Annotated in this window: 9 protein-coding genes; 5 read left to right on the plus strand and 4 right to left on the minus strand. The window is 66.9% G+C overall.

Annotated elements, in window-relative coordinates:
• Positions 1-101: 101 nt before the first annotated feature.
• From C7H84_RS22655 to C7H84_RS22675, 5 genes are all read left to right on the plus strand, one after another.
• Complete coding sequence (locus tag C7H84_RS22655; protein ID WP_121860855.1) at positions 102-4,244, plus strand: CheR family methyltransferase; 4,143 nt, start codon at positions 102-104, stop codon at positions 4,242-4,244.
• A gap of 232 nt (positions 4,245-4,476) precedes the next feature.
• Positions 4,477-5,481 (plus strand): chemotaxis protein CheB, encoded by a 1,005-nt coding sequence (locus tag C7H84_RS22660; RefSeq protein ID WP_121860856.1) that lies wholly within the window; start codon positions 4,477-4,479, stop codon positions 5,479-5,481.
• Between the two features lie 582 nt (positions 5,482-6,063).
• Entirely contained in the window at positions 6,064-7,269 is a 1,206-nt protein-coding gene (locus tag C7H84_RS22665; protein WP_121860857.1) for a paraquat-inducible protein A, read from the plus strand.
• Positions 7,266-8,561: an MlaD family protein gene (locus tag C7H84_RS22670; protein WP_121860952.1), complete on the plus strand. Its 1,296-nt coding sequence runs from the start codon at positions 7,266-7,268 to the stop codon at positions 8,559-8,561. Before C7H84_RS22665 ends, C7H84_RS22670 begins: the two co-directional genes overlap by 4 nt.
• Entirely contained in the window at positions 8,558-9,202 is a 645-nt protein-coding gene (locus tag C7H84_RS22675; RefSeq protein ID WP_121860858.1) for a PqiC family protein, read from the plus strand. The genes C7H84_RS22670 and C7H84_RS22675 overlap by 4 nt, the downstream gene beginning before the upstream one ends.
• 17 nt (positions 9,203-9,219) lie before the next feature.
• Here C7H84_RS22675 and C7H84_RS22680 read toward each other — a convergent pair whose 3' ends face one another.
• Genes C7H84_RS22680 through C7H84_RS22695 form a run of 4 tightly spaced genes read right to left on the minus strand, consistent with a single transcriptional unit; the run spans position 9,220 to position 13,845 of the window.
• On the minus strand, positions 9,220-11,121 hold the full coding sequence (locus C7H84_RS22680) for an FUSC family protein (protein WP_121860953.1): 1,902 nt from the start codon (positions 11,119-11,121) through the stop codon (positions 9,220-9,222).
• Between the two features lie 14 nt (positions 11,122-11,135).
• Entirely contained in the window at positions 11,136-11,735 is a 600-nt protein-coding gene (locus C7H84_RS22685) for an LUD domain-containing protein (protein WP_121860859.1), read from the minus strand.
• Positions 11,732-13,105, minus strand: coding sequence for a lactate utilization protein B (locus C7H84_RS22690; protein ID WP_121860860.1), 1,374 nt, complete (start codon positions 13,103-13,105; stop codon positions 11,732-11,734). The genes C7H84_RS22685 and C7H84_RS22690 overlap by 4 nt, the downstream gene beginning before the upstream one ends.
• Positions 13,102-13,845 (minus strand): (Fe-S)-binding protein, encoded by a 744-nt coding sequence (locus tag C7H84_RS22695; RefSeq protein ID WP_121860861.1) that lies wholly within the window; start codon positions 13,843-13,845, stop codon positions 13,102-13,104. The genes C7H84_RS22690 and C7H84_RS22695 overlap by 4 nt, the downstream gene beginning before the upstream one ends.
• Positions 13,846-13,850 lie beyond the last annotated feature (5 nt).

Below are 13,850 nucleotides of genomic sequence, written 5' to 3' on the forward strand. Positions count from 1 at the left end.
CAAAGGAAGTGTGTCGGATCGTGGAATCGCGGGCCGCCGGGCCGCGTACAATGCGCACCAGCGCGGCCTGAGACGCCCGGCACCCCAACAGGAGAAAATCAATGGTAAGGCAAGAGCCCAAGCAACAGGAGCGGCTGCCCTCGACGACCACGTTGAAGAGCGATCTACCGTTTCCGGTGGTGGGCATCGGCGCATCCGCGGGCGGCACGACGGCCTTGCAGACCTTCTTCGAGAGTGCGCCGACCAGCATGGACATGGCGTTCGTGGTCATCATCCATCTGGCACCGAGCCAGGTCAGCCACATGGACAAGGTCCTGCAGCACACGACGGGCATGCCGGTGCACCAGGTGACGACCACGGTACCGATCGAGAAAAACCATATCTACGTGATCGCGCCCGGCATGCGGCTCGAGATGTCCGATGGCTGCCTGCGCTGTAACCCCCTTGGCGCGGCCGACGGAGCGGTGCTCGCGATCGATCATTTCTTCCGGACGCTGGCGGACGCCCATGATTCGCGTGCGATCGGCATCGTGCTGTCCGGTACCGGCTCCGACGGCGCGGCCGGCCTGAGCCGGATCAAGGAGGCGGGCGGCATCACGCTCGCGCAGACACCCGACGACGCCGAGTATGCGGAAATGCCGCAGCATGCGATTTCGACCGCGCGCGTCGATATCGTGCTGCCGGCGGCCGACATGCCGCAGAAATTGCTCGATCTGTGGGCGAATGCGCGACGCATCGAACAGCAGGGCCTCGAGCTCGCGCAAATGCATCAGAACATCGACCGGCCGGGCGCCAACGATCCGGAGCGCGCGCTGTCCGACATCCTGATGCACCTGCGGGTACGCACCGGCCACGATTTCAGGCTTTACAAGCGGGCGACGGTATTGCGACGCATCGAGCGGCGCATGCAGGTGAACGGCCAGCGCGATCTGCTGTCGTACCGCGATTTCCTGCGGACCGCGCCGGACGAGGCCAACGCGCTGCTCGCCGACATGCTGATCGGCGTCACGCAGTTTTTCCGCGATCGCGAGGCCTTCGACTTCCTCGAACGCGAAGTGATCGCACGCTTGTTCGCGTCGGAATCCGCGGAGGAGCAGGTGCGCGTCTGGGTGGCCGGATGCGCGACGGGGGAAGAGGCGTACTCGATTTCGCTGCTGCTGGCCCGCGCTCGAGAGGCGTCGATGTCCAGCCAGGCGATCCAGGTATTCGCGACCGATATCGATGAAGCGGCGATCGTCCGCGCCCGCACGGGCTCCTATCCGCTGTCGATAGCAACCGACGTGCCGGCGCCGCTGCTGCAGCGCTACTTCACACGCGAGGGGGCGCACTACGTGATCGCGAAGGCGGTGCGCGAGCGGATCCTGTTCGCCGCGCACAGCCTGTTACGCGATCCGCCGTTCTCGCATCTCGACCTGATCTCGTGCCGCAACGTGCTGATCTACCTCGAGCGCGCGGTGCAGCGGCAGATCCTCGAGCTGTTTCATTTCGCGCTGCGTCCCAACGGCTACCTGTTCCTCGGCACCGCCGAATCGGCCGACGCAGCCGACGATCTGTTTACAGTCGTCGACAAGAAGCGCCGGATCTACCAGGCGCGCGTCGTCACGCATCGCGCGAAACCGGCGACCGGTTTTCCGCCGCTGTTCCAGGTGGAAACGGGCGGCACGGACGAGCGCACCACGCCGCAACCGCCGCTGCGGGTGCCGGCCAGTCCGGCCCAGCGCAATTTCTCCTATTCGGAGCTGCATCAGCGCGCGCTGGAGACGTATTCGCCGCCGAGCGTCATCATCGACAAGGAATCGAACGTCGTTCATCTGTCGGATAACGCCGGCCGCTTCCTGCGGCATGTCGGCGGCGAACTGTCCAGCAACATCATGACGCTAGTGCTGCCGGACCTGCGGCTCGACCTGCGCACGGCGATTTTCCGTGCGCTGCAGACGGGAACGAGCGTCGAGGCGCGCCGCGTCAAGTGGGCGCACGAGGCGCGCGTGTCGTGGATCAACATGACCGTCAGGCCGTTTCACGACAAGGTCGCCAATTCGGAATTTCTGCTGATCGTGTTCGACGAAGTGGCCGGCCGCATGACCGAAGAGGATCAGGCCGAAGCGAGCGGACAGGATCCGGTGCTCGCGCAGCTCGAACAGGAGCTGCAGCACAGCCGCGAGCAACTGGCGACGATCATCGAGCAGTACGAGACCTCGGTCGAGGAACTGAAGGCGTCGAACGAGGAACTGCAGGCGATCAACGAGGAGTTGCGCTCGACGAGCGAGGAACTCGAGAGCAGCAAGGAAGAACTGCAGTCGGTCAACGAAGAGCTGACCATGGCGAACGCCGAAATGCAGGCGCGCATCGAGGACACGGCCAAGGCGAACGACGACCTGCACAACATCATCGCGTCGAGCGAAATCGCCACCGTGTTCGTCGACAAGGAAATCCGCGTCAAGCGCTTCACGCCGAATGCGACGGCGATCTTCAACCTGATCGACACGGACCTCGGCCGGTCGCTGTTCCATATCACGCACGCGCTGCGGTATCCGACGCTCGCGGACGACGTCCGCCAGTCGTTCCAGTCGCTGCGCCTGATCGAACGCGAAATCGAGAGCGAGGCCGGTCGCTGGTACCTGATGCGGCTGCTGCCGTATCGCACCGCCGACGATCACATCGACGGCGCCGTGATCACGCTCATCGACATCACCGACCGCCATCACGCGGAAGAAGTGGCGCGCGCGGGCGAGCAGCGCCTGCGGCTGGTCGCGCAGTCGACCAAGGACTACGCGATCATCATCCAGGACAACAACGGCTCGATCGTCAGCTGGAACGCCGGTGCGGAACGCATCTTCGGCTATACGGAAGAAGAGATGATCGGGCAGGACGTGGAGCTGATCTACGAACCGAACGATCGCCAGGCGCTCGTGCCGGCGCGCGAGCGCGACGTCGCGACCCGCGAGGGGCGCGCGGACGACGAGCGCTGGCACCGCACCAAGGACGGACGCCGGATCTTCTGCAGCGGCGTCGTCACGCCGATTTCGGATACGTCGTTCAACGGGTTCGCGAAGATCGTCCGCGATCTGACGCTGCGCAAGCAGAGCGAGGATGCGAACCGCGAAGCGCTCGCCCGCGAGCAGGCCGCACGCGAGCAGGCGCTGAGCTCGAACCAGTTGAAGGACGAGTTCATTGCCGTGCTGTCGCACGAATTGCGGCATCCGCTCAACCTGATCGGCGTCAAGTCGGAAATGCTGCCGCGCCTGCCGGAGACGCGCAACATTCCCGCCGTGCGGGAGGCCGCCGATTCGATTCGGCAAGCGGTACGCGCGCAGGCGCAGATCATCGACGATCTGCTCGATCTGTCGCGCATCCAGACCGGAAAGCTGGCACTCGATGTGTCGCGGGTCGACCTGACGGCCGTGCTGCGCACGATCGCGGATACTTGCGAGGCCGACGCGCATGCCCGCGGGCTGGTTCTGAAAACCGAGCTGCCGGCTACTCCGGCCATTGCGCTTGCCGATCCGGTGCGTTGCGAGCAGATTTTCTGGAACCTGATGTCCAATGCGATGAAGTTCACGCAGTCGCAAGGCGAGATCACCGTGCGGTTGGAGCATGACGGACGGATGCTGCGGGTCGACGTCATCGACAACGGGCAGGGCATCGACGGCGACACGCTCCCGCATGTGTTCGACATGTTCCGGCAGTCGCCGCGCGACAGGACGCGCGGTGGCCTCGGCATCGGCCTGGCGCTCGTGCGGCAACTCGTCGAGATGCACGGGGGCCGGATTACCGCGGCGTCGGAGGGGCCGGGGCAAGGCACCACGATGACCGTGTGGCTGCCGGCCGCGGCTGAAGAGCGCGCGGTGTCGATCGACAGTGGCGCGTCGGAGCGGAGCATCGCCGGCCTGCGCGTGCTGCTCGTCGAGGACGACGAGGAGACGGCGCTGTCGCTGACCACACTGCTGGAACTGGCGGGCGCGGTGGTCACCACCGCGCAAACCGGCTCGGCGGCGCTCGAGATGCTGCCGACCACGCCGATCGACGCGATCGTGTCCGACATCGGGCTGCCCGACATGGACGGCTACGAGTTGCTTCGCAGGATCAAGGCCGACCCGCAATGGGCGAAGTTGAGAGCCGTGGCGCTGACCGGCCGTAACCGGCAGGACGACGTGCAGGCTGCCGCGGACGCCGGATTCGACGGGCATCTCGCCAAACCGCTGGATTTCGGGATGCTGCTCGCGGCATTGACCGACGCTCGGTGAAACCGCGCGGCTGATTCAACGCGGGTATGCAGGTATTGCAGCGGACGGTGTCCGCTGCCACGCATTTGCATCGCGTTCGTTCGCACTTCGTGTGCGTCCATATAGGCCGCGATCGCCCCACGGCCCCCGCCCGGCGGGCGACCGGCTCGCCGGGCTTCCCGCCGGCGCGTTTTCGCCGGCCGAATCCCATATCAGGCACCGCGATTGCGCACCTCTGCGCATAGGAGGTGCCATGAACCATCGAAACATCGTTGTCATCGCCTCGTCCCGCGGCGGCCTGCAGGTGCTCCGTGCACTGGTGGCGGGCTTTGCCGAGGATCTCCCGGTGCCGATTTGCATCGTGCAGCACATTGGCCGGCATCGGACGATGTTGCCGGAGTTGCTGACGCGATGGGGCCCCCTGTTCGCAAGCCAGGCGACCCAGGGAGAACGCCCGCAAGCGGGCAGGATTTATGTCGCGCCGCCGGATCGGCACATGATCCTGCGCGGCGGGATCTTCAGATTGCTCGATACCGCTGCCGAGAACTACGCCCGCCCGGCCGCCGATCCGCTGTTTCGGTCAGCGGCACGCGAATACGGGGCCGGGGTGGTCGGCGTGGTCCTGAGCGGCGATCTGGATGACGGTGCCGCCGGACTGGCCGCGATCCGCGCGCGGGACGGCTACGGGATCGTTCAGGACCCCGACGAATGCGAGGCGCCTTCGATGCCGCGCAGCGCCCTGGCCGCGGCCGGTGCCGACGCGGTTGCCCGGACCGACGAACTGCCGCGGACCATCCATGCAGCGGTCTACGGCGCACCTGGAGAGGAGAGGGGGAAAATGGCAGAGTTCCGCGCGCTGGACGCCGAGGCCCGGATTGCCGAGAACGGCCTCGTGACGCCTGAGCTTCTTGATGCAATCGGCGAACGGTCGGCGCTCACGTGCCCCAGTTGCAACGGCGTGCTGTGGCGCATGCTGGACGATCGTCCGTTGCGCTATCGGTGCCACACCGGCCACGCGTTTTCCTCGCTGTCGCTGGACGACGCGGAAGCGCAGAAAGCGGAAGATGCGATATGGGGGGCGATTCGGGCCGTACACGAGCGGATGATTTTTGCGCGCGAGCGGCAGGAATGGGCGCGGCGTACCGGTAACGCCGAGGACGTGGCGATCGAACAGGCCCGCATCGACGAGAACGAGCGACTCGCCGAGGTGCTGCGCAATGCGGTGGGTGCGACGATGCATGCGGGCGAACCGGAGTGATGGGTCAACCGTGACCGATTTTCGGCCGTAACGACGCACCCGTGCGGTGCGGCAAGTCTCTTTGACGATGGTCGTCGGCGGTGCCCGCCTCCGGCGCCGAATGATGCTCGAAACTCGCGCACGCTCCGTGCCGGAATCCGCCTTTTTGGGCGATCGGCGGCGCGGCATTCGTCGCATAACTTGAACCTCCCGGTACTTCCCTTTCGCGTTCTCCACATGGGTGGCCCGCGCGTCCAACAGCGATCCCCTCTGAAGTCCTCGCGCCGGCATCCCGTGAGCACCGCGCCGCACGTCGAGGACTGCATCCCCCCCACTTATCTGCAGCGGGCGATCGCCAACGCGACGGCACGCGCTTTGCTGAGCCGACACGGCGAGAGCCGGGTCACGCGCGTCACGTGACGCCGTTCCGGCGCGAGCGGCTGCGGCGAGAAGGCCGGCAAAGGCGTGCCGGACGGTTCGTTGACGGCGCGATCGAGCAGGAGGATTCATGCCAACCAGCGTGCGCGAACAGCCACGGAAGACGGGCAAGTTCTGCCATGACGCGTGTCATGACGGGTCGAGCGCCCACGCGGAGGCCGCGTCATGACCATCGGCTGCCCCGAGTGCGGAACGCTCGAGGACATCCCGCCGCTCGGCACCCGCGCGGTGGTGCGCTGCCGGCTCTGCCACGCGCCGCTGGAGCGTCGCAGCGGCCGTAGTGTGCAAGCCGCGCTGGCCTGCACCACGGCGACGTTCATCCTGCTGTTTCCGGCCAACCTCGCGCCGTTGATGACCGTGACGATGCTCGGTACCGCGCACTCGTCGGTATTGGCGTCCGGCATCCTGACGATGTGGGACCACGGCTGGTTGATCCTGGCGGCGCTGCTCGCGATGTTCGGCATCGTGTTGCCGTTCGCGCGCTTCGGCGGCCTCATGCTGGTGCTCGGCGCGGTCCGCTTCGGCTGGCGCTTCACCGGCATCGGCATGCTGTTCCGATGGACGCTCTGGCTCGATGCGTGGGCGATGCCCGATGTCTATCTCGTCGGCTGCCTCGTCGGTTACGCGCGTGTCACGCAGAACCTGACCGGTACGGTCGACGCAGGCGGCTATTGCCTGGTTGTCGCGGGCCTGATGTCGATGGTCACGCGTGCGTCGCTCGATCGCCGTGCGGTCTGGCGAGCCATTGCGGCCGAACGATATCCGGAGCCGGACGAGGCCAGCATCGCATGCAGCGCCTGCGACCTGGTACAGCCGGTTTCCCGGAACGGCCATCCGTGCCCGCGCTGCGGACTGACGTTGCGCGAACGCAAGACGGCGCCGCTTTCGCGGGCGAGCGCGCTGTCGCTGGCGGCGCTCGTGCTGACCGTGCCGGCCAACCTGCTGCCGATGACGCGGTCGATCCAGTTCGGACACGTGGTGTCCCATCGGATCATCGACGGCGTGGTGAAGCTGTTTCACGTGGGTCTGTGGCCGTTTGGAATCCTCACATTCGTCACGAGCGTCGTGATTCCGGTCGGCAAGATCGTCTGCATGGCGTGGTTGATCGCGTCCGTCCTGCGGCAATCGCGCAGCCACCTGCGGCTGAAAGGCCATCTCTATCGATGGATCGACGAACTGGGCCGATGGTCGAACGTCGACGTGTTCACGATTGCGGCGTTCATTCCGTTGATCCGCTTCGACGGCATCGCGTCGGCGGACCCGGCGGCCGGCGCAACGGCATTCGCGCTCGTCGTGTTCTTCACGATGCTGGCGTCGCACGCTTTTGATTCGCGCCTGATGTGGGACGCGCGCGTCGGGGGCCGCCGATGAACGACCCGCGCGCACCGCGTACCCGGGCCGACGTGCGCCGCAGTGCGTGGCCGGGCTGGATCTGGATCGTCCCCGTCGCGACGCTCGGCGTGGTCGGATGGCTGGGCATCCGCGCGATGGCCGAACGCGCTGAGACCGTGACGGTCGTGTTTTCCGATGCCCACGGGATGAAGGTCGACGATACCGAGGTGACGCTGCGCGGCGTGCGGGTGGGGAACCTGTCCGGCATCACGTTGACGCCCGATGGCCGGCACGTCGAGGCCACGCTCAGCATCGCGCGGGCCGAGAAGAAATACCTGCGAAGCGGAACGCGGTTTTTCCTGCGCGGCGCGCAGCCCGAGATGAGCGATCCGGCATCGCTGCGCGCGCTCGTCGTCGGTCCGGAAATCGTGATGGAGCCAGGGCCGGGCAAGCCCGAGCGGCATTTCGACGGCACCGAGCGTCGACCGGCGCTGGCGCCGCAGCACGGGCCCGTCGTTCCGTTCGTCGTGCGGTTTGCCGGCGCGGCCGGCGAACTCAAGGACGGTGCGCCCGTGAAGTTGCGCGGTTTCCAGGTCGGGACCGTCACCCGCGTGCGTTTGAGCTACGACGTCAACACCGGGCGACTTGGTACGCCGGTACAGATCGCGCTCGAGCCGGCGGCGCTGGGTATCACCGGTGTGCAGCCGCCGGCCGACGGCAACTGGCGCGCGATCGTCGACGGCATGCTCGGGCGGCTCGTCGCGCAAGGGCTGCGCGCGCGGCTCGTGCAGGATCCGCCGGTGGTCGGTGCGCGGCTGGTCAGCCTCGACTTCGTCGGCGGTGCGCCGGCGGCGACGCTGGCGACCGGGCATGGGCCGCCCGAGATACCGAGCGTCGAATCCGCGGACTTCGACGCGATCGCGGACCGGGCCCACGACATCGCTGGCAAGATCGATGCACTGCCGATCAAGGAGACGGGCGACGCCGTGCGCAGCATCGCGGCACGGATCAACGCACTGGCCGCGTCGCCGCAGCTGCGCGACAGCCTCGCGCATATCGATCGCTCGGTCGCGCAGATCGACCGGACGCTGCAGCAGGTATCGCCGCAGATCGGCCCGCTCGTCGCGCAACTGCGCGACACGGCGAACGCCGCGGATCAGGCCGTTGCGTCGGCCAATCGCACGCTCGGCGGCGATGCGACCGCGCAAAACAGCCTGCCCGCGGCACTGCGCGAGCTCACCGATACCGCGCGTTCGGTGCGTGCGCTGGCCGACTATCTCGATCGGCATCCGGAAGCACTCGTGCGCGGCAGGCGTGAGGAGAAGCCATGATCGGCATTGAGGAGCCGCGACGGGTCGGAACATCGGTGCTGAAGGCGGTGAAAGCGGTGAAATCGGCACCCGCCGCGATCGTCATCGCACTGAGCGCCACGCTCGTCGCCGCCGGATGCGGGCACAGTCCCCCGACGCGCTACGTGGCGCTAAGTGCGATGCCGGGTTCCGCGCCGAACGCAAGCGAGCCGATCGCGCCCGTGCAACTGACTGCCGTGCACGTTCCGGCCGAACTCGATCGCCTCGAAGTCGTCGTGCAGCGCTCGGCGAATCGCCTCGTGATTGACGACGGCGCGCGCTGGGGCGCGCCGCTCGATCGCATGATGCGCCAGACCCTGACGCAAGACCTGCTCACGCGCCTGCCGGAAGGCACCGTCGTGTTGCCCGATGCGCCGCGGCAGGCCGATACGCGCACGCTCGTCGTCACGGTACTGGACGCGCACGCGGATGAAAGCGGCACGCTGACGTTCGAGGTTGCGTGGACGGTGTTGTCCGGCCACCCCGAACGCGTGACGTCGAGCCGCGAGACGACGTTGACCGCGCAGATCACGCAGCATGATGCTGCGGCGCAGGCGGCCGCGTTGAGCGCGATTCTCGGGCAACTTGCCGACCGGATCGCCAGCGCGCTTGGTGGACGCTGAGCGAGCCGGTGTGCGCGTCAGCGCCGCCGGCCGTCGCTCATGTCCGGCGCGAGGCACTCGAGCGGTGCGGCCGCGCCGACCGCATCGCGCAGGTGACGAACCAGATCGCGCGCATCGTCGATATGGCGTCGTCGCTTCGAGACGGTTTCCAGACGCATGGCAGCCGACAGCGCATCGAGTTCGTCCGTCGCCCCGCACGCGCGCCGCCTTGCTGCGACCAGCGTGTCGTCGTCGACGCCGCGCGTCGTGACGAACGTACGGACGAGTTCGACGTATTCCGTCACGGCGGCAATCGCACGGCTCGATACGGCGTCGAGCCGGCCGCGCTCCCAATCGGGCCACGCGAGCACGCACACGCCGAGTGCAACGAGCGCGCCCGCGATGCTGTTCGCGACGCGCATGCCGGCAAGGAGCCACGGCGATGCGGTCGGCGCGCCGAGATACGCGACGAGAATGAAATGCGGTGTGAGGAACAGGATGTACGACACGTAGTCGAGCTGCCGCGCGGAAAAGGTGCCGGTCGCAAGCGGTACGATCGCCAGCGCGAGAAGCACCGGGTTGTGACACACGAGCGCGACAGCCGATGCGACGATCGCGCCCAGGATCGTGCCGGCTACCCTCAGCCCCGACGTCCTGACGGTGTGCGGCACGGTCGGCTGCATCACGAACAACGTGGTCAGCACCATCCAGTAACCCTGCTGAACGCCGAGCGCGTGGGCGAGCACGGCCGAGAGCATGGCCGCAACGGACAGCCGCAGCGCATGGCGTGCGATGCGTCCGTTTGAGCGAATCTCCATCAGCGCCGCGCGCGTCGCGGCCGCCATCGCGCGGAACGGTTCGTGTCGTCGCGGTCGCGGTTGCGGTGCCGGGCGCCGATCGCCGGCATCGATGTTGCCGATATCGGTGAATGCCATCACGAGCGTCAGGCACGATTGCAGCCACGTCCGCGCGGGTTCGGCGAGCGCCGACCCTTCCGCGCGCAGCGTCGCGCCGCGCACGTCGGCAGCCAGCCGATTGCGCAACCGTATGACGACGGCGCAGGCCCCCGGCCGCGCGAGCACGGTGTCGGCATGCGCGTCGATCAATGCGATGAGCCGATGCAGTGACGGAACCAGTAGCGCGGCCGCGGCGGTACTGTCGGACGGCCGATTGCACAGCCGGCTTTCGAGGCCCGCGAGCAACGCGATCGAGCGTTCGCCGCCTAGCTGCCACGCCTTCACGGCAGCGCCGGCACCGTCAGGGTGGCTCCGGGCCGTGCGAACCAGCGCATCGAGTCGCATTCGCAGTGCCGCGCGGTTCGGGCCGCCCGCGTGCCGCGCATCTTGCGCGACCGGCAACAGCGCACGCACGAATGATCCCGCCGCGTACAGATAGGCGAACGCCGCACGGCGTGCGCGTGTCGTATGGTTTTCGGACCAGAGGCCGACGAGGCACGCGACCGCCCACAGGCTGCCGGCCGCGAAGCTCGCTGCATACTCGGCCGGCGCCGGCCACGGATGTGCGGGAAACGCGGCGGACACCGCGCATGCGGTGGCAAGCAGCAGCCCTCGCGTGCCGATCGCCGTGCTGCCCAGCCGGGCGAGACCGCCGATATAGACGGCAATGCCGGTGAGGGCGACGGCGAGCCACGCGAGATCCGCCGCGGCCGTCGCGCATGCGGACGCAAGCGAGCCGATCAACCCGAACAGCACCCCCGCGATCGCACGCTGGCGGATCGATTCCGACGGCTCATCGGCGAGACAGGTCCAGAATGCGGCGATCGCCGCCCAGCACAGCAGCGGCGCGTGCAGCGTGGCGGCGAGCAGCGCGGGCGCCGCGCACACCAGCCCGGCCTTCAGCGCCGTGGGCAGCGGCAGGTGATGCCGCCCGTCGCGCAATGCGCGGGCAGCCGAGTCGCAGATGCGCTTGATGGCGCTCATCGCATGCTCCTGCGTCAGCATGCGCCGACGGGCTTCGGCCACGGGATGACGGTGAGCGAGCGGATACCCTGCGCGCCGCGCACCAGCACGCCCTCGATGTCGGCGGTCGCTGACGGCCCGCTCATCAGCACGGCGTAGTTGGCCACGAAGAACTCGTCGCGGTGATACGCGTGGTGGAGGTTGCCGACGATGTCCGCGGGGTCGAGCAGCGCGACCAGGTGCTGCGACAGATAACCGAGCGCGTTGACGTCGTATTGCACCTCGCTGAGCCAGATCGAGCCGGTTTCCGCCACGGCGAACGCCGGGCGTACGATCCCGACGTCGACGTCGTTCAGCGCGCGCGGATCGTCGATCGCCGCGAGGTCGCGGTTGCCCTCGAATTCGGGCGTCGCCGAGCAGAACACGGATGCACCGGGAAATCGCGAGCGGACGAATGCGTCGAGCGACGTGTTTTCAGGCATCGCGCACCACGTGCCGCCGAGTCGCGCGAGCGACGCACGGAACGTGTCGACGGCGGGCGGCAGGTTCGTATCGAACAGCGGCACGTCGGGCAGCGGCCGGGGCGTGGGGCGCACTTCGCGCAAACGGGAAAGAATCAGGTCTCGGCTGCTCATTTCTTGTTCCTCTTCAGATACCAGTCACGGAAAGTCTGCTCGGGCGCGTCGGGCACTTCGCGATGCTTGCCCCATACGTTGAGCGGGTTGTAGAGCACGGCGCGCGGCAGTACCGACACCGCGGTGCCGGCCGTCTTGACGGCCGCTCGGTACAGCGCCGGCCGCGACAGCACCTGCCCGGCGACTTTCATCGCCTCCTGCTTGACGAACGGCAGTTCGTGCTGCTCGGCCACGATCTGCCGCCACTTGTAGATCTGCTCATGGATGTTGATCTTCACCGGACACACGCTGGTGCAACTGCCGTTCATCGTGGACGCGAACGGCAGCGAGCTGTACTTGCGCAGGTTGAAGGTCGGGTTGATGATCGCGCCGATCGGCCCCGAGTACACGCCGCCATAGCTGAGGCCGCTGCTGCGGCGATAGACCGGGCACGTATTCATGCACGCGCCGCAGCGGATGCACTTCAGCGAGTACCAGAAATCGTCCATGCCGAGCCGCTCGGAGCGGCCGTTGTCGACGAGCACGAAATGCATCTCGCCGCCTTTTTTCGGGCCACGGAAGTGCGACGTGTACTGCGTGATCGGCGAGCCGATCGCGTTGCGCGACAGCATGCGCACGAACAAGCCGAGATGCTCGAGCTTCGGAATCAGTTTTTCGATGCCGATCGACGCGATGTGCAGCGGCGGCACGTTGGCGCTGAGGTCCGCATTGCCCTCGTTCGTGCACACGGTGATGCCGCCCGTTTCGGCGACCGCGAAGTTGCATCCGGTCATGCCGGCGTCGGCGTTCAGGATCAGCGGGCGCGTGGCGTTGCGTTGCGCTTCGGCCAGTTTCGGAATGTTGCTTTCGTTCGGATCGGTGCCGATCTTCTCCGAGAAGATTTTGGCGACGTCGGTTGCGAGCTTGTGCACGGCAGGTACGACGATGTGAGAGGGCAGCTCGTCGTCGAGCTGCTGGATCTGCTCGCCGAGGTCCGTCTCGACAACGGTAATGCCGCGCTCCTCCAGGTAGGGGCGCATCTCGCACTCCTCGGTCAGCATCGACTTGCTCTTCACCAGCAGCTTCGCGTTGCGCCGGTTCAGGATCTCGTACACGATCCGGTTATGTTCTTCGGCATCCTTCGCCCAGTGAACGACAACGCCGTTGGCGGTCGCGTTGCGCTCGAATTCCTCGAGATACTCGGGCAGGTGGGTCAGCGTGTGCTCCTTGATCGCCGATGCGAGCGTACGCAGCTCTTCCCACTCGGCGATGCCGTGCACTTCGACGTCGCGCGACGTGCGCAGCTCCCAGAGGCGCTTGTCATGGAACTGGATGTGCTTCTCGTCGGCGATGAATTTCTCGGATGCGCCGACGTGGTCTACGCGTTTCATGCTCGTGCTCCATTCAGGATCTGTGCGATGTGGATGAATTTCAGCCCGAGCGCGAGGCGATCCGAGCAACCCTTCTGATGCATCAGGCACGACGAGTCGGCCGATACGATGTATTCCGCGCCGTTGCGCTTGTGGTCGCGAACCTTGTCGGAACCCATGCGCGCCGAGACGGGTTCCTCGGACACGCAGAACGTGCCGCCGAAGCCGCAGCATTCGTCGGGACGATCGGGCTGGATGAATTCGATGCCCCTGACGCCCTTGAGTAGCGTCAGCGGCTTCGAGAAGAACGGTTCGTCAATTTCGGACATCTTCGCGGTCCGCAGCGCGCGGAGCGTGCCGCAGCTGTTGTGCAGGCCGACCTTGTGCGGGAATTCGGCCCACGGGAATTCCCGCACGTGCAGCACGTCGTGCAGGAATTCGACGAGTTCGTACGTGTTCCTGCGCACGGCCAGCGCATCGCGGGTCTGGTCGGCCGCGCTGAGGTGATCGCGCACGTGGTGCACGCAGCTGCCGCTCGGCGCGACGATGTAGTCGTAGCCGGTGAAGTTCTTCACGAACAGGTTTTCGGTCGCGGCGGCCTGTTTTTCGCAGCCGCTGTTGCCCATCGGCTGGCCGCAGCAGGTCTGGTCGAGCGGATAGTCGACGTCGCAGCCCAGGCGCTCGAGCAACTGCAGCGTGGCTATCCCGACGTCCGGGTAGAACGCGTCGATGAAACACGGAATGAAAAGGGCGACTTTCATGGGAT

Source organism: Burkholderia sp. Nafp2/4-1b (assembly GCF_003635165.1).
Classification (GTDB): domain Bacteria; phylum Pseudomonadota; class Gammaproteobacteria; order Burkholderiales; family Burkholderiaceae; genus Burkholderia.